Origin of the sequence: Arthrobacter sp. zg-Y769, assembly GCF_020907405.1 — a bacterium.
Lineage (GTDB): Bacteria > Actinomycetota > Actinomycetes > Actinomycetales > Micrococcaceae > Arthrobacter_B.
Genome location: NZ_JAJJOE010000007.1, coordinates 89,980 through 111,356 on the forward strand (window position 1 = coordinate 89,980; position 21,377 = coordinate 111,356).

22 protein-coding genes and 1 pseudogene are annotated in these 21,377 nt (G+C 66.1%); 13 read left to right on the forward strand and 10 right to left on the reverse strand.

The features are described 5' to 3' along the window. Nucleotides 1–4 precede the first annotated feature (4 nt). A complete protein-coding gene (locus LOC60_RS05905; protein WP_230023441.1) occupies nucleotides 5–688 on the reverse strand; it encodes an SDR family NAD(P)-dependent oxidoreductase in 684 nt (227 codons plus the stop codon). A gap of 150 nt (nucleotides 689–838) precedes the next feature. Between LOC60_RS05905 and LOC60_RS05910 the strand changes: the two genes are divergently transcribed. Together LOC60_RS05910 and LOC60_RS05915 are read left to right on the forward strand one after the other, a co-directional pair. Further along, a complete protein-coding gene (locus tag LOC60_RS05910) occupies nucleotides 839–1,705 on the forward strand; it encodes a helix-turn-helix transcriptional regulator (protein WP_230023443.1) in 867 nt (288 codons plus the stop codon). A 15-nt stretch (nucleotides 1,706–1,720) separates the two neighbouring features. Further along, on the forward strand, nucleotides 1,721–2,449 hold the full coding sequence (locus LOC60_RS05915; RefSeq protein WP_230023445.1) for an NADPH-dependent F420 reductase: 729 nt from the start codon (nucleotides 1,721–1,723) through the stop codon (nucleotides 2,447–2,449). Nucleotides 2,450–2,539: 90 nt separating this feature from the next. Here LOC60_RS05915 and LOC60_RS05920 read toward each other — a convergent pair whose 3' ends face one another. Next, nucleotides 2,540–2,815 (reverse strand): hypothetical protein, encoded by a 276-nt coding sequence (locus LOC60_RS05920; RefSeq protein ID WP_230023447.1) that lies wholly within the window; start codon nucleotides 2,813–2,815, stop codon nucleotides 2,540–2,542. A gap of 195 nt (nucleotides 2,816–3,010) precedes the next feature. On the opposite strand from LOC60_RS05920, the gene LOC60_RS05925 reads away from it, so the two are divergent. Next, nucleotides 3,011–3,400, forward strand: a complete 390-nt coding sequence (locus LOC60_RS05925) for a VOC family protein (protein WP_230023449.1) — start codon at nucleotides 3,011–3,013, stop codon at nucleotides 3,398–3,400. Between the two features lie 7 nt (nucleotides 3,401–3,407). Here the strand turns inward: LOC60_RS05925 and LOC60_RS05930 are convergent, their stop codons facing one another. Further along, nucleotides 3,408–4,223 (reverse strand): DUF427 domain-containing protein, encoded by an 816-nt coding sequence (locus LOC60_RS05930; protein WP_230023452.1) that lies wholly within the window; start codon nucleotides 4,221–4,223, stop codon nucleotides 3,408–3,410. 241 nt (nucleotides 4,224–4,464) lie between these two features. On the opposite strand from LOC60_RS05930, the gene LOC60_RS05935 reads away from it, so the two are divergent. Beyond that, complete coding sequence (locus LOC60_RS05935) at nucleotides 4,465–5,100, forward strand: DUF4352 domain-containing protein (protein ID WP_230023454.1); 636 nt, start codon at nucleotides 4,465–4,467, stop codon at nucleotides 5,098–5,100. Nucleotides 5,101–5,180: 80 nt separating this feature from the next. Here LOC60_RS05935 and LOC60_RS05940 read toward each other — a convergent pair whose 3' ends face one another. Together LOC60_RS05940 and LOC60_RS05945 are read right to left on the reverse strand one after the other, a co-directional pair. Beyond that, nucleotides 5,181–5,822, reverse strand: coding sequence for an MBL fold metallo-hydrolase (locus tag LOC60_RS05940; protein WP_230023456.1), 642 nt, complete (start codon nucleotides 5,820–5,822; stop codon nucleotides 5,181–5,183). After that, nucleotides 5,822–6,907 (reverse strand): S-(hydroxymethyl)mycothiol dehydrogenase, encoded by a 1,086-nt coding sequence (locus LOC60_RS05945; RefSeq protein ID WP_230023458.1) that lies wholly within the window; start codon nucleotides 6,905–6,907, stop codon nucleotides 5,822–5,824. Before LOC60_RS05945 ends, LOC60_RS05940 begins: the two co-directional genes overlap by 1 nt. 211 nt (nucleotides 6,908–7,118) lie before the next feature. On the opposite strand from LOC60_RS05945, the gene LOC60_RS05950 reads away from it, so the two are divergent. Then, on the forward strand, nucleotides 7,119–8,165 hold the full coding sequence (locus LOC60_RS05950) for a zinc-dependent alcohol dehydrogenase family protein (RefSeq protein WP_230023460.1): 1,047 nt from the start codon (nucleotides 7,119–7,121) through the stop codon (nucleotides 8,163–8,165). Here LOC60_RS05950 and LOC60_RS05955 read toward each other — a convergent pair. Both LOC60_RS05955 and LOC60_RS05960 read right to left on the reverse strand, forming a co-directional pair. Further along, nucleotides 8,162–8,671, reverse strand: a complete 510-nt coding sequence (locus LOC60_RS05955) for a hypothetical protein (RefSeq protein WP_230023462.1) — start codon at nucleotides 8,669–8,671, stop codon at nucleotides 8,162–8,164. The two genes, LOC60_RS05950 and LOC60_RS05955, sit on opposite strands and share 4 nt — an antisense overlap. Before the next feature lie 121 nt (nucleotides 8,672–8,792). Then, nucleotides 8,793–9,017 carry a mycoredoxin gene (locus LOC60_RS05960; protein ID WP_230023755.1) on the reverse strand — a complete coding sequence of 75 codons (225 nt, stop codon included), beginning with the start codon at nucleotides 9,015–9,017 and terminating at the stop codon, nucleotides 8,793–8,795. Between the two features lie 152 nt (nucleotides 9,018–9,169). Between LOC60_RS05960 and LOC60_RS05965 the strand changes: the two are divergent. After that, a pseudogene (locus tag LOC60_RS05965) lies at nucleotides 9,170–9,933 on the forward strand (SOS response-associated peptidase). A gap of 26 nt (nucleotides 9,934–9,959) precedes the next feature. Here LOC60_RS05965 and LOC60_RS05970 read toward each other — a convergent pair. Next, on the reverse strand, nucleotides 9,960–10,397 hold the full coding sequence (locus LOC60_RS05970; RefSeq protein WP_230023465.1) for a VOC family protein: 438 nt from the start codon (nucleotides 10,395–10,397) through the stop codon (nucleotides 9,960–9,962). Nucleotides 10,398–10,493: 96 nt separating this feature from the next. On the opposite strand from LOC60_RS05970, the gene LOC60_RS05975 reads away from it, so the two are divergent. The 3 genes from LOC60_RS05975 to LOC60_RS05985 are packed head-to-tail and all read left to right on the forward strand — an operon-like array spanning nucleotide 10,494 to nucleotide 12,194. Then, nucleotides 10,494–10,832 (forward strand): chorismate mutase, encoded by a 339-nt coding sequence (locus LOC60_RS05975; protein ID WP_230023467.1) that lies wholly within the window; start codon nucleotides 10,494–10,496, stop codon nucleotides 10,830–10,832. A gap of 23 nt (nucleotides 10,833–10,855) precedes the next feature. Then, a complete protein-coding gene (locus LOC60_RS05980) occupies nucleotides 10,856–11,422 on the forward strand; it encodes a DUF2087 domain-containing protein (protein ID WP_230023469.1) in 567 nt (188 codons plus the stop codon). After that, on the forward strand, nucleotides 11,415–12,194 hold the full coding sequence (locus LOC60_RS05985) for a tyrosine-protein phosphatase (protein ID WP_230023472.1): 780 nt from the start codon (nucleotides 11,415–11,417) through the stop codon (nucleotides 12,192–12,194). Before LOC60_RS05980 ends, LOC60_RS05985 begins: the two co-directional genes overlap by 8 nt. A gap of 10 nt (nucleotides 12,195–12,204) precedes the next feature. Here LOC60_RS05985 and LOC60_RS05990 read toward each other — a convergent pair whose 3' ends face one another. Continuing rightward, nucleotides 12,205–13,248, reverse strand: coding sequence for a DUF2776 family protein (locus tag LOC60_RS05990; RefSeq protein ID WP_230023474.1), 1,044 nt, complete (start codon nucleotides 13,246–13,248; stop codon nucleotides 12,205–12,207). 269 nt (nucleotides 13,249–13,517) lie between these two features. Between LOC60_RS05990 and LOC60_RS05995 the strand changes: the two genes are divergently transcribed. Together LOC60_RS05995 and LOC60_RS06000 are read left to right on the forward strand one after the other, a co-directional pair. Continuing rightward, entirely contained in the window at nucleotides 13,518–15,203 is a 1,686-nt protein-coding gene (locus tag LOC60_RS05995) for an MDR family MFS transporter (RefSeq protein WP_230023481.1), read from the forward strand. A 31-nt stretch (nucleotides 15,204–15,234) separates the two neighbouring features. Next, on the forward strand, nucleotides 15,235–16,839 hold the full coding sequence (locus LOC60_RS06000; protein WP_230023483.1) for an MDR family MFS transporter: 1,605 nt from the start codon (nucleotides 15,235–15,237) through the stop codon (nucleotides 16,837–16,839). 10 nt (nucleotides 16,840–16,849) lie between these two features. Here LOC60_RS06000 and LOC60_RS06005 read toward each other — a convergent pair whose 3' ends face one another. Beyond that, entirely contained in the window at nucleotides 16,850–17,113 is a 264-nt protein-coding gene (locus LOC60_RS06005; RefSeq protein ID WP_230023486.1) for a hypothetical protein, read from the reverse strand. A 441-nt stretch (nucleotides 17,114–17,554) separates the two neighbouring features. Here LOC60_RS06005 and LOC60_RS06010 point away from each other — a divergent pair, with 441 nt between their 5' ends. Continuing rightward, nucleotides 17,555–17,866: a DUF6504 family protein gene (locus LOC60_RS06010; protein ID WP_230023488.1), complete on the forward strand. Its 312-nt coding sequence runs from the start codon at nucleotides 17,555–17,557 to the stop codon at nucleotides 17,864–17,866. Nucleotides 17,867–17,885: 19 nt separating this feature from the next. After that, a complete protein-coding gene (locus tag LOC60_RS06015) occupies nucleotides 17,886–21,311 on the forward strand; it encodes a DNA polymerase III subunit alpha (RefSeq protein WP_230023490.1) in 3,426 nt (1,141 codons plus the stop codon). Nucleotides 21,312–21,377: the final 66 nt, after the last annotated feature.

The following is a 21,377-nucleotide window of genomic DNA, read 5'->3' on the forward strand; positions in this document are numbered from 1 at the left end:
TCTCCTAGAAGTACAGCTCGCCGTTTTCGTCCCGGAGGGTTCCTGTTGGGCCGTCGGAGCCGAGGGTGGCGAGGCGTACAACGACTCGTGCGCTTTCTTCCGGCGGCCTCCCGATTCCGAATCCGGCCGTCATATCCGTGGCAGTGGTTCCGGGTTCGAGTGCGTTGAACTTGATGCCCGGGTGGGACTTGGCGTACTGCACGGTGAGCATGGTCGCCGCCGTCTTCGATGCCGAGTAGAGGGCGAGCGGCAGATCGAACTCCGGTCGATCGGGGTTGGTTACGGCCCAGAAGGACCCGGCGCTGCTCGAGATGGTGACCACATGGGCGTTGGCGGACTTGCGCAGCAGGGGGAGTGCCGCCTGCGTGACGCGGACAATACCTACTGCATTGGTATCGAAGGCCCGGAGGGCGGAAGGGCCGTCCATCTCCGTCTCCAGGATGCCTGCGTTGTGCACCAGGACATCGAGCCGCCCCTCGGCGGCATCAATGCTCGCGAGTGCGCTGCTGACTGAGGCGTCATTCGTTACATCGAGCTGCACGAATCGAGCGCCCAGCCCTGCTGCGGCTTTCCCACCCCCCTCGGCGTCACGGGCGCCGATGTAAACGACATGCCCCAACTCCAGCAGTTGCCTGGCAGTCTCGAATCCGATGCCCTTGTTCGCCCCGGTGATTATTGTGACCGTCATCTTCTGTCCCCTCGGTAGTCTGCTCCAGCTGAGCCACTGCAACGCTACGAATGCCTGCTTTCACCGGCCAGAGCCCTGTCCAGCCGGGGGAGTGACAGGACCCCCGCTGCCGCTGTCCCATCTGCCCTGCCAGGTCCTAGGCTGGCTTCCATGAGTAAGACACCGAACGCCCTTGGCGACTACCTGCGGGCCAGGCGCGAGCTGGTAACACCGAAGCAGGCCGGCATACCGGACATAGGTGTGCGGCGCGTGCCCGGACTGCGGCGCGAGGAAGTGGCCATGCTCGCCGGCATCAGCGCCGATTACTACCTGCGGTTGGAGCGCGGGCGGGACCGGCACCCCTCCGTGCAGGTCCTCGAGTCCATCGCCCGCGTGCTCCAACTTGACGACGACCACCTCGCGCACCTGCTCACGCTGGTCGCGGACGTTCCCCGGCAGCGCGTTCGCCGGCCGGCCAAGGAATCCGCTCCCCCTGGTGCACTCAAGCTGCTGGATTCGCTTGCCCAGCCCGCCTTCATCGAGGGGCGGTACTTCGACATCCTGTCCTCGAACAGCCTGGCGAAGGCGCTCTCACCCCGTCTTGATATCGGGGGGAATCAGCTGAGGGACATGTTCCTCGACCCGGCCGAGCAGGCCCTTCATCCGGAGTGGGAAGTGGTGACGGAGTGCTTCGTTGCGAACCTTCGGCAGTCCGTGGGCAAGGATGTCGATAATCCCCGTTTCATTGAACTCGTAGGAGAGCTTTCACTGGCGAGCCCCTACTTCCGCCGAATGTGGGCACGGCATGAAGTGGGGCCCCAGAGAGGCACACCGATGCGGCTCAACCACCCGCAGGTCGGGGAAATGACCCTCAACCGGGAGCGGCTGGGCATCAACGGAGCGGACGGACTGATGCTCGTCATTTACCACCCCGACGCCGGCTCGGACAATGCTGAGAAACTTGCACTCCTTGCCTCCGCAGCCTTCTCAACGAACAGGAGCCAGGAACATCCGCAAACCAAACCAGCGCCAGGTTAAGCAAGGAGTAATACCGTGACTACCATCGGCATCCTCGGGGCGGGCCAGGCCGGAACAACGCTTGCCCGGGTGGCAACGGCGGCGGGCTACGACGTCGTTATCGCGAATTCGCGGGGACCCGAAACCTTGCAGCGGCTGGTCAAGGACTTGGGGCCGCGGGCACGCGCCGCCTACGCGGCAGAGGCCGCGGCTGCAGCTGACTTCGCCGTCACCGCGTTCCCGTACGCACCCGGTGACCGGCTGCCGGTACAGGAACTCGCAGGAAAAGTCGTCATCGATAACAACAATTACATGGTCTGGCGTGACGGGAACTTCCCTCTCGTCGACGCCGGGCTCAAGACAATTCATGAGTTACGCCAGGAACAGCTGCCCGCCTCAAAGGTCGTCAAGGCGTTCAATCACGTCCAGTTCCATGAGCGCTTCCACCTCCGTGTCCCCAGCGATGCGCTGCCGGCCATCATGCGGCTGGCGCGACCGGCCGGAGCACCTGACCGTAAGGCGCTGGCCGTCTCCAGCGACTATCCGGAGGCCGTCGAGCTGGTGACCCGGTTCTATGACGATCTCGGATTCGATGCAGTTGATAACAGTCCCCTGAGCGATTCCTGGCGCAGCAGCCCCGGTACGCCGATGTGGCGCCACCACGTCGATGGGCAAAGCCGCGAGGAACTCATCCGCAATCTGCAGCGCGCACAACGGTCCGTCATCGCGGCAGCGGCTCAGGCGAAGGGGCCCATGCCTGCGTAAAAAGCTTCGGGAGGCGGGCAGGGTGCCTTCTGGGCGCAGATCCTAGCCGACTTGATGAGGAGGCCGAGATGACGAGCACTCCCGCGCGGGTCAGCCGTCCCGCCGCATCCGGGCCAGTTCGGCTTCAATGCGGCGATCCGAGATGGCGGGACGGCCTGCATAGATGGGGATTCCCGCAATGACCGCGGCGGCAAGTGTTCCCAGGATCGGCCAGACCGGCCAGAAGTAACCCCCCGGCGTCGTGAAGTACCAGATAGCGATCTGAAGGACCGCCAGCAGGAGCCAGAGACCGACTACCCCCTTGTAGATGGTCTTCGCGATGACGCGCCGGCGGGCAAGTTCGTACGATTCGTTAGGCGTTGACATGGCGTGGTCTCCCTTTCTGATGCGGTGTTGGGGAAACAACGCTACGAACCCGGGTTATCAGCGGCCAGTGCCCTGCACAGCCGGGGGTTTGACAGGACCCCCCTCCCGCATTTGCCTGGTGCAGCGGATACTGGCCGTGCCGACGGAACTCCCGGATGGCCGGCACGAGAACATCCGAACAGACAGGGAACACCCATGAGGATTGTGGTGACCAGTATTTTTGTGGACGACCAGGACAAGGCACTGGATTTTTATACGCGGGTGCTGGGATTCGAGCAGCGGCAGGATGTGCCGGCGGGCGGGGCGCGTTGGCTGACTGTGGGTGTGCCGGGGGAGGACACCGGGGTGGAACTGCTGCTCGAACCGGCCGGGCATCCCGCCGTCGCGCCATTCACGGAGGCGCTGGTAGCGGACGGGATCCCCTTCACCTCCTTCGCCGTGGACCGCGTGGAGGACGAATATCAACGGCTGTTGGACTTGGGCGTGGCCTTCACCCAGCCGCCTACCCGGATGGGACCAATAACCACGGCGGTTTTCTCCGACACCGTGGGCAACCTCATCCAGATTGCCGATACTGCGGGCTGAAGCAGCCTTAGAAGCGGAACAGGGAGGTGATTTCCTGTTTGATGTCATCGACGTAGACCTCGGTCCGCTCGTCGAAGAACGAGACCCGGTCCTTGAGCTGCGCCGAATCGGGCAGCACCGCTTCGTAGGACCAGGCGAGGTCGGTTCCCGCCGGATGTCCGGCCACGGACCAGTAGTTCGCCGTCCCCTTGTACGGGCAGACGGACCGGAAGGTCGATGCGTTGAGGACATCCCAGTCCACATCCCCGCGCGGGAAGTAGGTCCGCGGCGGGAGCATGGTTTCGTACACGAGCAGCGGCTGGCGGGTTTCGGCCAGCAGCTGGCCGTCCAGATGCACCCGCACCGCCCGCGAGGAGTCCAGGGCATCGACCCGGTGGAAGGGGTCCCGGGGGTGCCCCTGGACCACCTGGTCTTCCTCCAGCCAGCGGTCGAACGCATTGAAGTCCAGCAGCACATACCCGGCGAGATCCGCATCCTCCGGACGGAACCCCGCGCCGGGCAGCTCGTGCGACCCGGCGCGCAGGTCCAGCGGCTGGCCGGGGGCGGTGTGCGCGGAGAACGGGTAGCGCGGGTCCATCAGGGCCTCCGGGGGCACACCGGCCAGCGGGTCGCCGTCGGGCGCGGCTGCCGTCAGTTCCGCGGAGATATCGCCGGCCGGCACCGCGTAGATGGGGGTGACCCGTCTCGGCTCGTAGGCCAGCACCGCATGGGTGGAATCCACCACGGTGTTGCCGCCGAGCTGCGCCCGGATCCGCCGCGGCGTGGGTTCGTAGCGCAGTTCAGGCAGAATTTTCCAGAAAGAGGGACTGATGTGCAGTGCCATGGTTCCAGTGTCTGGCGGGCCGGGAGCGGACACAAGGTCCTGCCGGAACGAATCGGATCCCGGTCCGGCGGCCGTCAAATACGGGTGTATCCATGATGGTAAAAGAGAAACCTAAATGGATGTTGGTTTCGCAGGGAAAGGGGACTTCATAAGGCAGGCCCATATCCTTCAACGGCCGGCCGGGCATGGACGCAGGCTGGGCGAATTCATAGTGTCTTAGGGGTCTAATACACTTTGCGGAATGAAGAAATCAATGATGAAGAATCCTCTCCGCCGCCGTGCCGGAGGCGCGGCAATCGCGCTTTCGGCCCTGCTCGTAGTTTCCGGGTGCGGATCTTCCCCCGCTGAAGAGACCCCGGCGGAAACGCTCCCGGTGGAAACAGTAACCCCGGAACCGGAATGGCCGGCCGGAGACGAAAAAGGGACGCTGGAGAATCCCTATAGCCTCGGCGAAGAAATAGTAGACGGTGACTGGACGCTGACGGTTAACAGCGTCAATCTTGACGCCAACGAACAGTTCAAGGCGATGGATAGCTTTGTGGGACAGGTTCCCCCGGACCCGGGCAACACCTGGGTTTTCATCAACGCAACATTTAGTTACAACGGCGATGAGCCTGCTGAAGGCGGCACTATGTTCTCGATCGTCAATGAGAACTGGACCGGCGGCTTTATGACCGACGATGAGTACGGAACGACCTTCAACTCCGTTTCAACGCTCAAGCCGGGGGAGACCAAAGCCGGTCCCGTAGAAGACGGATTCACGGTGACGGAGAACGCGATCCTGCAAATGCCCGTGGAACATGCAAATGAATCGAGCATGGTCAATGTTGAATTCAACAATGCCGAATATAATCACTTCCTCGTGAAGCTCGACTAGAAACACCTGGATCCAAGGAATGCCCCGGCCATCCGGCCGGGGCATTCCTTTTCCCTGTCGCGGGAATAGTGCGGCGGGTCCTAGTGCCCCCGGTCGATCCATTCCTGCAGGTGCGGACCTTCGGCGGCGATCGACGTCGAATCTCCGTGCCCGGTGAGCACCTTCGTCTCCGCCGGCAGCGTCAGCAGCCGTTCCCGGATGGACTCGATGATGGTCGGGAAGTCGCTGTAGGAGCGGCCCGTGGCACCCGGGCCGCCGCTGAACAGCGTGTCGCCGCTGAAGACCACCGGCTCCGGAACGTCCTCGCCGGCGGCCAGCGAGAAGCACACCGATCCGGGGGAGTGGCCCGGGGTGTGCAGGGCGCGCAGGGTATGGCCGGCGATCTCGAACGTGTCGCCGTCCTCGATGACATCGTCCGGTCCCTCGTCGGGGAACACGGCGTCCCAGAGCATCCGGTCCGCGGCGTGCAGGAATACCGGGGCGCTGAAGCGGTCCCGGGCCTTGCCGACGGCGCGGATGTGGTCGTCGTGGCCGTGCGTGAGCAGGATGGCCATGACCTCCCGGTCACCCACGGCTTCGGCCACCGCGTTGATGTTGTGCGCCGGGTCGATGACGATCACCTGGAGGTCATCGCCGACAATCCAGACGTTGTTGTCCACGTCCCAGGTGCCGCCGTCCAGGGAGAAGGTCCCCGAGGTGACCACGTTATCGATGCGGAACATTACAGCTCCACCACCGAACGCAGGACCTTGCCGTCATGCATCTTGGTGAAGGCTTCCTCAATGTCGCCCAGGCCGATGCGTTCGGTAACGAAGGCATCCAGGTCCAGCCGGCCGAGCTTGTACTGCTCCACCAGCATGGGGAAGTCCCGCGACGGCAGGCAGTCGCCGTACCAGGAGGACTTCAGGGAGCCGCCGCGGCCGAACACGTCCGCCAGCGGCAGCTCGATCTTCATCTCCGGGTTCGGCACACCCACCAAAACCACGCGGCCGGCGAGGTCGCGGGCGTAGAACGCCTGCTTATAGGTCTCCGGGCGTCCCACGGCGTCAATCACGACGTCGGCGCCGAAGCCGCCGGTGAGCGCGCGGATGGCTTCCACCGGATCCTCGTCCTTGGAGTTGATGCCGTGCGTGGCGCCCTGCGCCATAGCCAGGTCGACCTTGGCCGAATCGATGTCCACGGCAATGATGGTGGTGGCGCCCGCCAGCTTCGCACCGGCGACGGCGGCAATACCCACGCCGCCGCAGCCGATGACGGCCACGGATTCCCCGCGCTGCACGGCGCCGGTGTTGATGGCGGCACCGATGCCGGCCATAACGCCGCAGCCGAGCAGGCCCACCGCGGCGGCGTCGACGTCGTCGTCCACCTTGGTGCACTGGCCGGCGGCCACGAGGGTCTTTTCGGCGAACGCACCGATGCCCAGGGCGGGCGTCAGCTCGGTGCCGTCCTCCAGGGTCATCTTCTGCGTGGCGTTGGCGGTGTTGAAGCAGTACTGCGGCTCGCCCTTGCGGCAGGCACGGCATTCGCCGCACACGGCGCGCCAGTTCAGCACCACGCGGTCGCCGGGGGCAACCTCGGTGACGTCGGGGCCGACGGCGGAGACGACGCCGGTGGCCTCGTGTCCGAGCAGGAAGGGATAGTCGTCATTGATGGCGCCCTGCTTGTAGTGCAGGTCGGTGTGACAGACGCCGCAGGTGAGGATGTCCACCAGCGCCTCGCCGGGGCCGGGATCCGGAACCAGGATGGTCTCCAGGGAGACGGGGGCGTTCTTTTCCTTGACGACTACGGCCTGAACCTTATGAACCATGAGTGTGCTGCCTCTTTCGATGTCCGGGCGGGAAGCGGAAATCCAGCATCCCGCTTTTCCATCCTATGGAGCCGGGGCGCCGGGGGCGAAGCCGGGATTGCCCTTCCGCTCCAGGCTTCGCCGTCAGGGCCTGACGCCGGCCCCGGGTTCGGTCATAGCATGGAAGGAGGGAACGGTCCCCAGACTCTGCAACCTACCGCAGGAAGTGCCCATGCTAGGAACCCTGATGTACGCGGAGCGGGATGTCCGGGTGGAGGAGATGCCCCGGCCGGTCCTGCAGGATCCCGGCGACGCCATCGTGAGGGTGGTGGCCGCCTGCGTCTGCGGATCGGACCTGTGGCCGTACCGCGGCATCGATCCGCTGCGCCGTCCCCGCGCGATGGGGCACGAATATGTCGGCGTGGTCGAAGAAACGGGGTCCGCGGTTTCGCTGCTTGAGCCAGGCAGTTTCGTGGTGGGTTCCTTCTTCGCCTCGGACAACACGTGTGAAATCTGCAGGGCGGGGTATCAGAGCCGCTGCGTCCAGGCGACCGGCGTCGGCGGAGCGCAGGCCGAATATCTGCGGGTTCCCCTCGCGGACGGCACACTCGTGGCGACGGCGGAACTACCCGCGGAGGACCTGGTGCCGTCCCTGCTCGCGGCCTCGGACGTGCTCGGGACCGGCTGGTTCGGTGCCGCGGCGGCCGAAGCCGGACCCGGCAAGACGGTGGCCGTGGTGGGCGACGGTGCGGTGGGCCTGCTGGCCGTGCTGTCGGCACGCGAGATGGGTGCCGAACGGATCATCGCCATGAGCAGCCACGCCGACCGCCAGGCCCTGGCCCGGGAGTTCGGGGCCACCGACATTGTCCCGGAACGCGGCGACGACGGCGTGGCAGCGGTCCGCGAACTCACCGGAGGCCTGGGCGCGCACAGCGTGGTGGAGGCGGTAGGGACCCAGTCATCGATGCTGCAGGGCATCGGCTGCACCCGCCCCGGCGGGCACATGGGCTACGTGGGTGTACCGCATGGTGTCCAGCTACCCGGGGAACAGCTCTTCTTCAGCGAGATCCACCTGCTGGGCGGACCGGCGCCGGTCCGCCGTTTCCTGCCCGAGCTCATGGAGCTCATCCTGCAGCGGAAAATCAATCCGGGGAAGGTCTTTACCCTGGAGCTGCCGCTAAGCGAGGCCGCGGAAGGCTACCGGGCCATGGACGAACGGCGCACCATAAAGGCCCTGCTGCGTCCGGAACCGCTCCCGGCACGTCCCGCCGGGGGTTAGAACTCTACGTAGGTGCCGGTGGGAACGGTGCCGCTGAAGTTCGATGCGGGACCAAAAAGTCCGTTGAGCCCGCACTCCTGCTGGGAACCGGAAAACGACGTCAGATTGAAGCCGTAGGTCACGTCCTGGGACCGGCCTGCCGGTAAGGTCAGCTGGATTATCGACTGTCCGGCACGCCAGCTGGCACTTTCGAACGCCAGGGCACTGACTTCGGTCCGCACGGCGGGAAGGACCGCGGAGAGCGGCACCGATCCCTTGACCGAAGCGCGGCTTGTCACGGCTTTTTCATTCGTGGCACCGATGGGTGCAGTGACCGTGGAAGTGTTCAGGAGCGTTACCGAGCCTGCGGCTTCCCTGCTCGCGGAGGTTTTCTTGAAGGTGGTCGCCGTGGATCCGGGTTCACATTCGGTGTCGGCCGCCGACGCCGGTGCCGCCGCAACCGCAGATCCTGCGAGCAATCCGGCTGTCGACAGAAGTACGGCGAGCCGCCTCGTTGTGGTCTTCATCCCGCTCCTTCGTGTCCCGGTAGTATCCGTTCCCTCTGGAAGAGCCCCAACACTACTACTCAGTAATCGGGAGTCAAGCAGGCAGTCCAGCCGGTTCCGCGGCCGCGGACCGGGCCGGGAGCTAGAGACCGAGTCGGGACTTTACTTCCGATGCCGAGGGATTGGTGGCCGAGGAGCCGTCCGGGAAGATCACGGTGGGGACGGTCTGGTTGCCGCCGTTGAGCGAGGCCACCAGCTCCGCAGTGCCTTCCACGTCTTCGATGTTGATCTCCGTGTAGCCGATGCCCTGCGCGTCCAGCTGGGACTTCAGGCGCCGGCAGTATCCGCACCAGGAGGTGGAGAACATGGTGATGGTCCCGGTTGCGGGGGTGAAAGCTTCAGCAGTGGCAGCCACGGGGGTAGCTCCTCTTCGTCGAAATGGATAGTTGCCTAATCCAACAGTATTCCGGCCCGCGGCATTCCCGGTGGCAGACTGGAGGCATGTGCGGAAGATACGTGATGGCCCGCTCCGTGGGGGACCTCGTGGCCGAGGCAGAAGCAGAGGCCGATGACCGCCTGGAACTGCGCGCGTCCTGGAACGTGGCCCCGACGTCGGACGTCCCTGTTGTCCTTGAACGGTTCGTGGAGGTGCCTGGCCGGGGGCGGACGCAGGTGCGCCAGATCCACGTGGCCCGCTGGGGCCTGGTGCCGGGCTGGGCAGGTGATGCGTCCGTGGGCGTCCGGGCATTCAATGCCCGCAGCGAGACCGTCCTGGAGAAACCCACCTTCCGTGAGGCCGTAGTCTCGCGCCGCTGTGCCGTGCCGGTGGACGGCTACTACGAATGGAAGGCCGGCCCCGGCAAGGCCCGCCACCCGTTCCATGTTTCCCGGGCCGACGGCGCTCCGATTTTTTTGCCGGCCTGTATGAGTGGTGGCGGGATCCGGCCAAGGCCGAGGACGATCCGGAGAAGTGGCTGCTCTCGACGTCGATCCTCACCGTCGCCGCGCCCCCGGCGGACAGCGCCGAACCGGTGCTGCGCGAACTTGCCGACCTGCACGACCGGCTGCCGCTGCCGCTGTCTGCGGACGCAATGGCTGCCTGGCTGGACCCGGCGCGGCGGGATGCGGCGGCGCTGGTGGCCCTGGCCGCGGACCAGGCCTACGACACGGCGGCGGAGTGGGTGCTGGCCGAAGCCCACCCGGCGGTTGGCAATGTGCGCAACGACGGCGAGTACCTGCTGCATCCGGACCCGGCGGTGTTGCCGGCGGACGTGCTCTTCTAGTCCTGCCGGGCGAGCGGGCCCCGAACTTAGTCGGCGATCGCGGCCAGGGTGACCCGGCCGGCGTCGTCCACGCTGAGGCCGGGGTTGAAGCAGACCTCCCAGCGCAGTCCGTCCGGGTCCGTGAAGTAGCCGGAATAGCCGCCCCAGCTCATCTGCGTTCCGGGGGCGGTGATGATCCCGCCGGCGCCGGCGGCGTTCGCCAGCACGGCGTCCACCTCGGCAGCGGAATCCACATTGTGGCCGAGGGTGACCGGGGCGTTGTGGAGCTCGCCCGCCGCACCGGCTTCCGCGGCCAGGTGGTCGGCCCGGAAGAAAGCCAGCAGCAGCCCATGGTTGATCTGGAAGAAGATCACCTCATCGTGGACATACTGGACCGATTCCCAGCCGAGCCGTGAAACGTAAAACGCGTAAGTTACTTCGAGGTCCCGTACGCCTACGGTGACCACGGAAACGTGGGGGTTCACGTCTTGATCCTGCCATGAAGTCACCGATTGGCCATTACCCGGGTACCGGACGCCCGGGTGCCGCGTCCGCGGCCCGGTGGTGGTTACTCTTAAGACATGGAAGCAGCTGAGCAGAAATCCGTTTCGGGACAGCTAGATAATGTCCGGACGGCAATTGACGAGATCGACGAGGAAATTGTCGCGCTGATCTGGCGCCGGCAGCGGCTGGTCCGGCTTGCCGGGGGACTGAAGGACAACGACGACGCCGTCCGTTCACCCAAGCGCATGGAGGAAGTCATTGCCCACGTCCGCCACGCGGCCGAGGAGCAGGACGGCGACTGCAACGTGGTGGAACGCACGTACAAGGCCATGATCGAGGCCTTTATCGACTACGAGCTGAAGGTTCGCCACGAGATGGAGACGCAGCGCAAGCTGGACGCCTTCAGCCGCAGCTAGGCCTCCGGCCGAGAAGGGGAACCATGGGGGAAACCAATCCGGCGCCGGAGGGAAACCGCTGGCGTCCCGTTGCGGCGGCGCTCGCAGACCGCCGGCGCCTGCACCTGTACGCCCGTGCCGTGCTGGCGGCCGACGACGGCGAGCGCCTGGATCCGAAGGGCCTCACCTCTGCCGAGGCCAAGTCATTGGCGGTGCTGCAGAACGCCGGCCTGGTCCGCGTCGGCGAGCGCGGGGTGGAACCCGCAGCGTCCGTCTTCGCTGACCTGCTCACTGTGCGTCCGCCGGACACCACCGCGCGCCGCTTCCTGGTCAACGGCAAGGTCGAGTCCTACCCGCGCAAACGCGCCGACCGGCTGGAGCTGCTGCATTTCCTGGCCGGGGAGGTCTTTGAGCACGCCCGGCCGCCGGAACCGGGGCTCCGGCCCGTGCTGACCGAAAAGGAACTCACCACCCGGCTGGCCGCCTTCACCGCAGACCCCGCTGCCATCCGCCGCTATCTGGTGGATGAAGGCATCGTGGCCCGGGATGCCGCAGGCACCCAGTACTGGCTCACCCGTCCCCGCCCGGCGGAAGGAATGGAATTTGCCTAGTTTCCCGGACACGGCCAGGGTCACTGACGTCGACGCGGCTCCCGGCACCCGCGCCGGCGTGGAAGGCCTGGTGAACTTCCGCGATCTGGGCGGCCGGCGACGGCGCGACGGCACGCTTACGCCGCACGGGGTCTTCTTCCGCTCCGAAACGGTGGACCTGGTCCGGCCCGGCGGCTGGGACACTCTGTATGCGCTGGGAGTGCGCACCGTCGTCGATCTCCGCCAGCCGCCCGAACGTGCGCGGGACACCACCGCCCGCCCGGACTGGCTCACCACGGTTCCCGTGGACCTGGACGGCCTGGCCGAGAACCCGGAGTTCTGGGAAGGGTACTGGGACAACGGGCTGATGGGCACACCGCTGTACTACCTGCCGCACCTCACGCGGCTGCCGGACCGGATGGGCGCCGCCCTCACCGCCCTGGCCGGCGCACCTGAAGGCGGGGTGCTTTTCCACTGCATGGCGGGACGCGACCGCACCGGAATGACCGCAATGGTCCTGCTCGCGGCACTGGACGCGGAGCCGGAGGAGATCCGGGAGGACTACTTCGAAACCGTCCGCAACGCGGACGCCTTCGCAGCAGCAACGGGACGGCCCAATCCGGAGGCAGAGAGCGAAAAACTGTGTGCCGAGCACGGAACCAGCATGGACGGTGCCTTCCGCGCGGCGGTGGACGGCTTTTCGCTGCAGCGGCTCTTTGACGACGCCGGGCTGCCGGAAGAGGTCCGGGACCGTATTCGGACCTGGCGGGGAGCACTTCCCGCCGGGCCATAACGCTGCTCTGCTACTCCGACGTTCCCGCTTCGAGGATCGACACGATGGAGAAGAGCGTAAAACAGACAGCTCCGAGCCCAACCAGCACGTGTGCGGGGACAAAGAACGCAGGGTCTGTGCCTGCGGCTTCAAAGAGGAACGCGGCGAAGAACAGACAGGTGAGCGCTGTTCCGACGGGCATCAGCGGGATGCGGTTGGCCAGGGCAAACGGGCGGCGCCAGACGAGGGCGAGCAACAGCACCTTCGACAGGATGCTGAAGCAGATCAGCCCGAGGCCGATCAGCACACATCCCGGGGCCAGCCGAAAGGGCTCGTGAGAGCTGAACAGCACGAATAGTCCGAGCAGCACATTGATCGTGCCGGCGGCAGCGACGAGCCAGGGCCAGGCGAAACGTTCGCCATCGCTGAATTCGTTGCGCACCTGGCGCACGATGCTCGCGACCAGGGCGATCAGCGACGTGCAGATCGCCGACAGGCCGATCAGGACGTGGCCGGCAACGAAGCCGGGAGTATCTCCGCGCACCAACAGGCCGGTCGCAAGGGAGAAACCTACGACGGCGGCCACAACCGGAACTGCGAGCAGCACGGCACCGATGGCGCGGGAGTGGGCACCTTCGGGCGGGCCGCCCTGAGGCTCAAGTAACTGTGCTGACTGGATGAGCGTGAATTTTGTGGACGCGGCCGCGACGGTGCTGACGCACGTGGCGACGAAGCCGACGCCGATCACAACGAAGCCCGCCGTGAGGTTCTCCGCGGTGTTGTCCCGGTTGGCCAGGACGATGCCCCAGATGATGGCGGCGGCAGCAGCCACGTAGCCGGAGAGCGGCAGGACGATCCCCCACACGCGCCCATAGCGGTTGATGAGCTGCCTGATGATGGTGGCCGCCGTAGTGAATAGTGCATAACAGATGACGGTCAGCCCGACGTTAACGTGTCCGGCGACAAAGTGACCGGCGTCGTTCCGCCCGGCCAGGATATAGAGGCCAAAAGACAGACAGACAGCACCCATCAGCAGCGGTATGGCGCGGAAAATGACACTAATTGTACGGTTCATGGCGTACCCCGAAGCTGGTCCCATGCGGCTCCCACATCGTGGCCGGTCCGCGCTCAGTGCCAGTTTGCGCCTGTCCTACCCGCGGAACAACGCCGTGGCAGGGAGCAGTTCGCTGGCTATGTAACTTCGCGCCCTCTACAGCCACGACGCCTGCCGGTACCGGCGGCATGGGTGCCGCCGCCGACCGTTGACTTGGCAGGACGGGGGGCGTCGAATGGGAGTTCCGACCGGACTGCCCTCATCCGGCGGAAATTTCCAAGGAGGAGTGCATGGCCGACCGGTTTACTCCCCACGGAACCGCTGCAACCCATCCGATAGCCGGCATGGCCGGCGCCATGGGAGCACCGGTCAACGCAGTCCCCCTGGTGGCGCACACGACGCAGTCCCGGACCGGCCCGCCACCGGGTGGTGCCGGGGCACAGGGCCGCGCCGATGCGGGCGGGGGACACTCACGGCGCCAGATCGCCGTCGTTTTCGCCGGGCTGATGCTGGCGGTGCTTGTCGCGGCCCTGGACCAGACCATCGTCTCCACCGCCCTGCCCACCATCGTGGGAGACCTGCAGGGTATGGACCACCTGTCCTGGGTGATCACCGCGTATCTGCTGACCTCCACCATCGGGCTGCCGATCTACGGGAAGCTCGGAGACCTGCTCGGGCGCAAGAACATCTTCATTTTCGCCATTGTGGTTTTCCTGGGCGGCTCCGCCCTGTCCGGGCAGGCACACAGCATGACCGAGCTCATCACCTACCGTGCCATCCAGGGGGTAGGCGGCGGCGGGCTGATCATCGGCGCGCAGGCCATCATCGGCGACATTGTGCCCGCCCGCGAGCGCGGCAAGTACATGGGACTGATCGGGGCGGCGTTCGGCATCGCCTCGGTCAGCGGACCGCTGCTGGGCGGCTACCTTACCGATTACTGGTCCTGGCGGTGGGTCTTCTACATCAACCTGCCGATCGGTGCGGTGGCGCTCGCGGTCATCATCACCGCGCTGCACCTGCCGCGGTCCGGACGCACGGGCATCCGGCTGGATTACGCCGGCGGTGTGCTGCTGGCCGTCGCCTCCACCGCCCTGGTGCTGCTGACCAGCTGGGGCGGCAACAACTATGCCTGGACCTCTCCCACCATCCTCACGCTGGGAGCAGTGGCCGCCGTCGCCGTCGCCATCTTCATTCCGGTGGAGCTGCGGGCCGCCGAACCGATGCTTCCGCTGCGCCTGTTCGGGATCCGCAACTTCCTGATCTGCACGCTGGTGGGGCTCGCGGTGGGGCTGGCCATGTTCGGGTCCATTGCCTATCTGCCCACCTTCCTGCAGATCGTCAACGGAGCGAGCCCCACGATGTCCGGGCTGATGATGCTCCCGATGACCGCGGGGCTGCTCACCACCTCGATCGGAACGGGGCAGCTGATCTCCCGCACCGGCAGGTACAAGATCTATCCCATCCTCGGGTCCCTCACCATGATTGCGGGCCTGGTGCTGCTCTCACGTATCTCCAGTACGACGCCGTACTCGCTCACCGCGCTCGGCATGCTGGTGCTGGGACTGGGGATCGGGGCGCTGATGCAGAACGTGGTGCTGATTGTGCAGAACAGCGTCCCCGCCAAGGACATGGGTACCGGGGTTTCCACGGCCAACTACTTCCGGCAGATGGGCGGTTCCCTGGGGATTGCCCTTTTCGGGTCCCTGTTCATCCGCCGCTTGAACGACCAGCTGGCCTCCGCTCCGGCCGGCGCCGGCGACGCGGCGTCCGGCGGCGCCAATTCGATCAGTCCGGACAGCATCAGGGCGCTGCCCGCACCCGCGCAGGACTTCATCAAGTCCGCATTCGGCGAGGCGCTGCCGCCGATCTTCCTGCTGGGGGTGCCGATCCTGGGGGCGGCCTTTGTCCTGACGCTGTTTATTGTGCAGCAGCCGCTGGCCAGGACGGCGCGGGTCAGCCTGGACAGCGGTAAGTAAGGCAACGGAACGAGAAGAGAAGATACCCGCCATGTCCCACAGAGCAATAACCCCGCGCATCGCGGTACACCCGGCCCGTCCCGGGACCAGCGTGCCGAAGCACCGGGAGGAGGCTGCCCAGGGCGAGGAACCGAAGCGGAGCCTCGTGCCGGTCTTCACGGGACTGGTGCTCTCCGTACTGCTGGCAGCCCTGGACCAAACCATCGTCGCTACCGCCCTGCCCACCATAGTGGGGGACCTGAACGGGTTGGAGCATCTGTCCTGGGTGGTGACTGCGTATATTCTGGCGGCAACCATCGGGCTGCCGATCTACGGGAAGCTCGGCGACCTGTTCGGCCGCAAGAGCATTTTCATTTTCGCCATCGCGGTGTTCCTCATCGGCTCGGTCCTGTCCGGACTCGCGCAGAATATGGGCCAGCTGATCGGTTTCCGCGCCCTGCAGGGCATCGGCGGCGGCGGGCTGATGATCGGGGCGCAGGCAATCCTCGGAGACCTGGTCTCCCCCCGGGAGCGCGGGAAGTACATGGGCCTGATCGGGGCCGCCTTCGGACTGGCGTCCGTGGGCGGTCCGCTGCTGGGCGGCTGGATCACCGATGCCTGGTCCTGGCGGTGGGTGTTCTACATCAACCTGCCCATCGGTGCAGTGGCGCTCGCCGTCGTCGTTTCCTCGCTGCACCTGCCCAAACCCCGGGGCAGGCGCCCGAAGCTGGATTACGCAGGCGCCGGGCTGCTCGCGCTCGCGAGCGCCGCCCTGGTGATGCTGACCACCTGGGCCGGCACCACGTACGCCTGGTCGAATCCCCGGATTCTTGCCCTGGCTGTGGTGACGCTTGCGGCCGGCACGTCGTTTGTGCTGGTGGAGAGGCGGGCACAGGAACCCATCCTGCCGCTGGGCCTGTTCCGCAGCCGGAATTTCCTGCTGCCGGTGCTGGTGGGCATCGCCGTCGGAATCGCAATGTTCTCCACCATCTCCTACCTGCCCACCTTCCTGCAGATGGTCAACCGGGCCACCGCCACGCAGTCGGGCCTGATGATGCTGCCCATGATGGGCGGGCTGCTGCTGACCTCCATCGGTACCGGACAGCTGATTTCCCGCACCGGCCGGTACAAGATCTACCCGGTGCTGGGCTGCGCGGTGATCATTGCCGGGCTGGTGCTGCTCTCACGGATCTCAGACACGACCGCCTACGGCTTCACCGCTCTTGGCATGCTGGTGATGGGACTCGGACTGGGAATGCTGATGCAGAACCTGGTGCTGATTGTGCAGAACAGCGTGCCGGGCAGGGACATGGGGGCGGCCATCTCCGCAGCGAACTATTTCCGGCAGATCGGTGCCTCGTTCGGGATCGCGCTGTTCGGGTCGATCTTCATCCACCGGCTGGGCAATGAGATTGCAGCGGCGCCTCCGGGGGCAGGGGCTGCCCTCGGGGGAGACATCAATTCGCTGAGTCCGGCCATGCTCCGCGGACTCCCCGCTCCGGCGCAGGACTTCATTGCTGCGGCATTCGGGCAGGCCCTGCCGCCCATTTTCCTGCTCAGCGTGCCCATCGTGGCAGTGGCCCTGGTGCTGTGCCTGTTCATCCGGGAGGTGCCGTTGTCCACCACGGTGCGGGTGAACGCGGACAGCGACAGGTAGGGGCCAGCCGTTAGGTGCCGTCATAACCGGCAAGGGCTATCAGCACTAGGAGAAGTGCAGCCAGGGTCCCTCCCTGCCAGATCAGTGAGGGAATGATGTACAGGCGGGCGGCAAGTTTCCTGTTTCCCTGGATAAGCGCCGCGATGAATCCCGTCACTGCTCCGAGCAGGGTGAGCAGGCCGGAAAAGATGAAGAAGTCAAAAAGGGAGAAGGTGGCGTCCCAGTCAGCCATGGCGATGAGAGGCCGGATGACGATCGCCCAGGCGATCGACACGAGGACCATTCCCGTTATCGCCGCCGCGCTGAACCGTGTCCGCTGGGGGTCCGCTTCTGGAGGAATCGCCTGATCCGCAGGTAGGAGGTCCTCCCGATATGGATTCCGCTGCAGCGGTTCGGGCTCCTGCCTGCTAAACGGTGTGTTGCTCTCTGCTGTCATGACCGGCCCCCATCCGATGAAAATTGCCCGGACCGGCCTTCTGCGCCGGATCCGGTGTGTCTGGAAACAGTGTGCACCATGCGGGGCGATCCATCCCGCATGGTGTCGTTTGTCCCCGGCTGGTCGTACACTGGTGGCGGAGCTGTTCGAACATATGTTCGAATCAGTTGCCAATCGATAACCAACTGAACCAATGGCTGATCAAGTCATAACCAATGGCTGACCAGTGGGGAATGACGCAGGCGGTGTGCCTGTGTACCGGGGCGGGGAGGAAGCTGAATGGGTGTCTTCAGTGAGGCAATAGAGGTGGTGTGCTCGCCCGCGGGACAGCCTCTGAGGCTCATCTGGGGCGGGCGTACCTACAAGGTGGGAGCGGACCCGGTGCGCTGGTATGAACGCCGCAACTGGTGGGAAGAGGAAACCCGTGCCGAGCGCGGCCACGGCGCCGGACTGGTGGATACCGAGATCTGGCGGGTCCAGGCCCGCGCCAATGACCGCTCCGACCTGCGCACCCTCGACCTCTCACACCATGTCCGCAGCGACCGCTGGCGCCTGATCCGGATCCACGATGCCCTCAGGGACAGTGCCTAGTGAAGGACAGCGCACCGGTATGAGCTTTACCCACCTGCACGCAGCCACCGCGTTCAGCGCCCACTACGGGGTGTCCTGGCCGGAGGAGATGGCATCCGCCGCAGCGGCCGACGGCGCGGACGCGCTCGCCTGCACCGACAGGGACGGGCTCTACGGAACGGTCAAGCACCTGCGGGCCTGCATGGAGGCGGGCATCGATCCCGTCGTCGGGGTGGACCTGGCCGTGCTGGATGCAGGGAACGCCGTCACGGGACGGGTGGTCATCCTTGCCCACGGGCATAACGGGGGAGCGGGATACCGTGCACTGTGCCGGCTGATCTCCGCCGCACACGCCGCCACCTCGGCCTCCCGGGCACGCACCGGCAAACCGGTAGGCATCACCGTGGAGCAGCTTGCCGGGTACGTCCGCGGTGTAAGGGCCGGGGAAGGCGTCCCCGATGAGGAGGCCGAACCGGTCCTGACCGTCCTCGTCGGACCGCAGTCCGACGTCGGCCAGGCCATGCGCAGCCGCAGCTACGCCGTCGCCCGCACCCTGTTCGGCCGCTGGCGCTCGCTGATCCCTGCCCGGGCGCTCGCCGTCGAGGTGGTCACGCATCTGTCTGCGCCGGGGGAGAACCTCAGCCTTGCCCACGCAGTACGCATGTTCCGGCTGGCCGATGAGATGCAGGTCCCTGCCATCCTCACCAACGCCGTACGGTATGTGGACGAGGACGGCGCCGCTACCGCTGACGTGCTCGACGCCGCGCGCTCGCTGACCTCGCTGTCCCAGCTTCCGGACTTACAGCCCAACGGGCAGGGCTGGCTCAAGGGGGCACGGGCAATGACCTCCCTTGCCCGGGAAGTCAGCGCGGAAGCAGGCTACGGTTCCGCGGGAGCGGCGCGGATGCTCGCCGACACTGCGGCGCTCGCGGATCGCTGCCGGATAGACCCCGTAGCGGACATGGGCTGGAAGCAGCCCGTGGTGCCCGAAGCCTCGGTGATCGGTATCGAGGCCGAACCCATGATCGAACTGCGCCAGCGCTGCGAGGCGGGGATCAACCGGAGGCTGCGTGCCCGGGACTCCATTGCCGAGGTCGAGCTGCGCAACCGGCTCGAACACGAGCTGGGCATCATCGAACGGCTGGGCTTCGCCTCCTACTTCCTCACGGTGGCGGAAGTCTCGGCCATGATCACCGGGATGGGGGTACGCGCCGCGGCCCGGGGGTCGGGAGCCTCCTCACTGGTGAACTACCTGCTGGGCGTCAGCCATGTAAACCCGCTGGACCACGACCTGATCTTTGAACGCTTCCTCTCCCGGGACCGCTCCACGCTGCCGGATATCGACATCGACGTGGAGAGCGCCGAGCGGCACAACGTCTATCACCGCATCTTCGAACGCTTCGGCTCCGAACGGGTCACGCTGATGAGCATGCAGAACGGCTACCGGGCACGGGGGGCGGTGCGCGATGCCGGCCTGGCGCTGGGTATGCCGGAGGAGGAGATCGGCGCTGTGGCTAAACAGCTGTGGCGTTTCTCGGCCCGCAACTTCCGCGAGGCGCTCGCCGAAAAGCCCGAACTGCGGGAATTCTCCGGCCAGGTGGAAAAGAACCAGCAGCTGGACCTGCTGGTGGACCTCACCGAACGCCTGGACCGGCTGCCGCGGCACATCTCCATGCATCCCTGCGGAGTGATCCTGGGGGACACCTCCCTGCTGGACCGCACCCCCGTGCAGCCCAGCGGCCTGGGCCTGCCCATGTCCCAGTTCGACAAGCACGACATGGACCCCATGGGCATGCTCAAACTCGATGTGCTGGGCGTGCGGATGCAGAGCGCCATGGCCTTCGCCGTGCGCGAGGTAGTGCGTGTGCATTCCTCCCGCGAAGAGGTCATTGCCGCCGGGAAGCATCAGGAAGGGCCGGATGAGCCGGACCCGGAGTTCGTCGAACCGGACGGGCGGATCAACCTGGACGCCGTGCCGTTCGACGACGAACCCACCTATGAGCTCATCCGCAGCACACATACCCTGGGCTGCTTCCAGATCGAATCCCCGGGACAGCGTGAGCTGGTGGGCAAGCTGGCGCCGCGGGAATTCAATGACCTGATCATCGACATTTCCCTGTTCCGGCCCGGCCCGATGAAATCCGACATGGTCCGGCCGTTCCTGGAACACCGGCACGGCTTCTCCCCGGAGGTCTATCCGCACGAGGCGCTGCGCCCGGTACTGGCCGAAACCCACGGCGTCACCGTCTTCCATGAGCAGGTGCTGCGGACCCTGAATGTCTTCACCGGCTGCGGCCTGGCCAAGGCGGACGAGCTGCGCCGGCTGCTGGGCAACGAAGCCGCCGAACCGGGCGTGGAGGAATACTTCCGCAGCAAGGCAGCCGCCCGGGGGTACACGCCGGAGACCATCGACAAGGTCTGGGACACGCTCAAGGCCTTCGGCAGCTTCGGCTTCTGCAAGGCCCACGGGGCTGCCTTTGCCGTACCCACCTACCAGTCCGCGTGGTTGAAGGCACACCATCCGGCGGCGTTCCTCGCCGGAATCTTCGAGCACGATCCCGGGATGTATCCCCGCCGGCTGCTGGTGGCCGAGGCCCGGCGGATGGGCATCCCCATCCTGCCCCTGGACATCAACCGCAGCGGTGAAACCTACCGGGTGGAACGGCTCGACGACGGCCGGCTGGGGATCCGGCTGTCCCTGGCCGGGATCTACGGGCTGTCCGCCGTCGAACTTCGACGCATTACCGCCGGGCAGCCCTATGACTCCCTGGCGGACCTGCGGGCCCGCGCGAAGGTCTCCCGGCCCACGCTGCGCCGGCTGGCACAGCTCGGTGCGTTCGACTCGCTCAGCAAACAGATCGGCTCCGAGGGCAGCCGCGCAGACCTGATCCAGTACCTGGACGCCGCCCCGGCCAAGTCCGCGTCCCGGAAGCACGATCCGATCCCCGGGCAGCTGGCCCTGCCGCTGGGGGACACCGAGCTGGCGAACCTGCACCGTCACCTGCCCGAACCGGGGCTGCGGGAAAAGGTCCGCACCGAACTGGACCTGCTCTCCGTGGATGTCAGCGCGCATCTGATGGAGAGCTACGGCCCGCTGCTGCGCGGGCTGGGCGTTACGCCCGCGGAAGCACTGATGGACCTGCGCAACGGGACCGAGGTGCTGGTGGCCGGCATCCGGGTGGCCACGCAGACCCCGCCAATGCGCGGGGGCCGCCGCGTGGTGTTCATCAGCCTCGACGACGGCACGGGCTGCATTGACTGCACGTTCTTCCACGAGGCGCAGGAGAAATCCGGTCCGCTTCTTTTCGGCACCGAACTGCTGCTGGTCCGCGGGCTGACCCGCCGCACCGGCCCGCGGGGCATCAGCCTCCAGGCACTCGAGGCATGGAACCTGGCGGACACGGACTCGCTTCCGAAGCCCGGCCGTCAGCGCGGCATGTTGGTGGGGCCCAAGCGCAGCGGATAACATCGGTACGGGCGGAAGTGCGGCCGTGTCCAGGCCGTGCAGCAGACGCCGTACAACGAAATCTAG

Bases quoted from the DNA above. Each gene is read 5' to 3' on its own strand.
- LOC60_RS05990 (WP_230023474.1), bottom strand. From the start codon at position 13,248: ATGAACCGTACAATTAGTGTCATTTTCCGCGCCATACCGCTGCTGATG.
- LOC60_RS05995 (WP_230023481.1), top strand. From the start codon at position 13,518: ATGGCCGACCGGTTTACTCCCCACGGAACCGCTGCAACCCATCCGATA.
- LOC60_RS05945 (WP_230023458.1), bottom strand. From the start codon at position 6,907: ATGGTTCATAAGGTTCAGGCCGTAGTCGTCAAGGAAAAGAACGCCCCC.
- LOC60_RS05905 (WP_230023441.1), bottom strand. From the start codon at position 688: ATGACGGTCACAATAATCACCGGGGCGAACAAGGGCATCGGATTCGAG.
- LOC60_RS05930 (WP_230023452.1), bottom strand. From the start codon at position 4,223: ATGGCACTGCACATCAGTCCCTCTTTCTGGAAAATTCTGCCTGAACTG.
- LOC60_RS05925 (WP_230023449.1), top strand. From the start codon at position 3,011: ATGAGGATTGTGGTGACCAGTATTTTTGTGGACGACCAGGACAAGGCA.
- LOC60_RS05975 (WP_230023467.1), top strand. From the start codon at position 10,494: ATGGAAGCAGCTGAGCAGAAATCCGTTTCGGGACAGCTAGATAATGTC.
- LOC60_RS05920 (WP_230023447.1), bottom strand. From the start codon at position 2,815: ATGTCAACGCCTAACGAATCGTACGAACTTGCCCGCCGGCGCGTCATC.
- LOC60_RS05955 (WP_230023462.1), bottom strand. From the start codon at position 8,671: ATGAAGACCACAACGAGGCGGCTCGCCGTACTTCTGTCGACAGCCGGA.
- LOC60_RS06000 (WP_230023483.1), top strand. From the start codon at position 15,235: ATGTCCCACAGAGCAATAACCCCGCGCATCGCGGTACACCCGGCCCGT.
- LOC60_RS05935 (WP_230023454.1), top strand. From the start codon at position 4,465: ATGAAGAAATCAATGATGAAGAATCCTCTCCGCCGCCGTGCCGGAGGC.
- LOC60_RS06015 (WP_230023490.1), top strand. From the start codon at position 17,886: ATGAGCTTTACCCACCTGCACGCAGCCACCGCGTTCAGCGCCCACTAC.
- LOC60_RS05980 (WP_230023469.1), top strand. From the start codon at position 10,856: ATGGGGGAAACCAATCCGGCGCCGGAGGGAAACCGCTGGCGTCCCGTT.
- LOC60_RS05950 (WP_230023460.1), top strand. From the start codon at position 7,119: ATGCTAGGAACCCTGATGTACGCGGAGCGGGATGTCCGGGTGGAGGAG.
- LOC60_RS05960 (WP_230023755.1), bottom strand. From the start codon at position 9,017: ATGTTCTCCACCTCCTGGTGCGGATACTGCCGGCGCCTGAAGTCCCAG.
- LOC60_RS05940 (WP_230023456.1), bottom strand. From the start codon at position 5,822: ATGTTCCGCATCGATAACGTGGTCACCTCGGGGACCTTCTCCCTGGAC.
- LOC60_RS06010 (WP_230023488.1), top strand. From the start codon at position 17,555: ATGGGTGTCTTCAGTGAGGCAATAGAGGTGGTGTGCTCGCCCGCGGGA.
- LOC60_RS05910 (WP_230023443.1), top strand. From the start codon at position 839: ATGAGTAAGACACCGAACGCCCTTGGCGACTACCTGCGGGCCAGGCGC.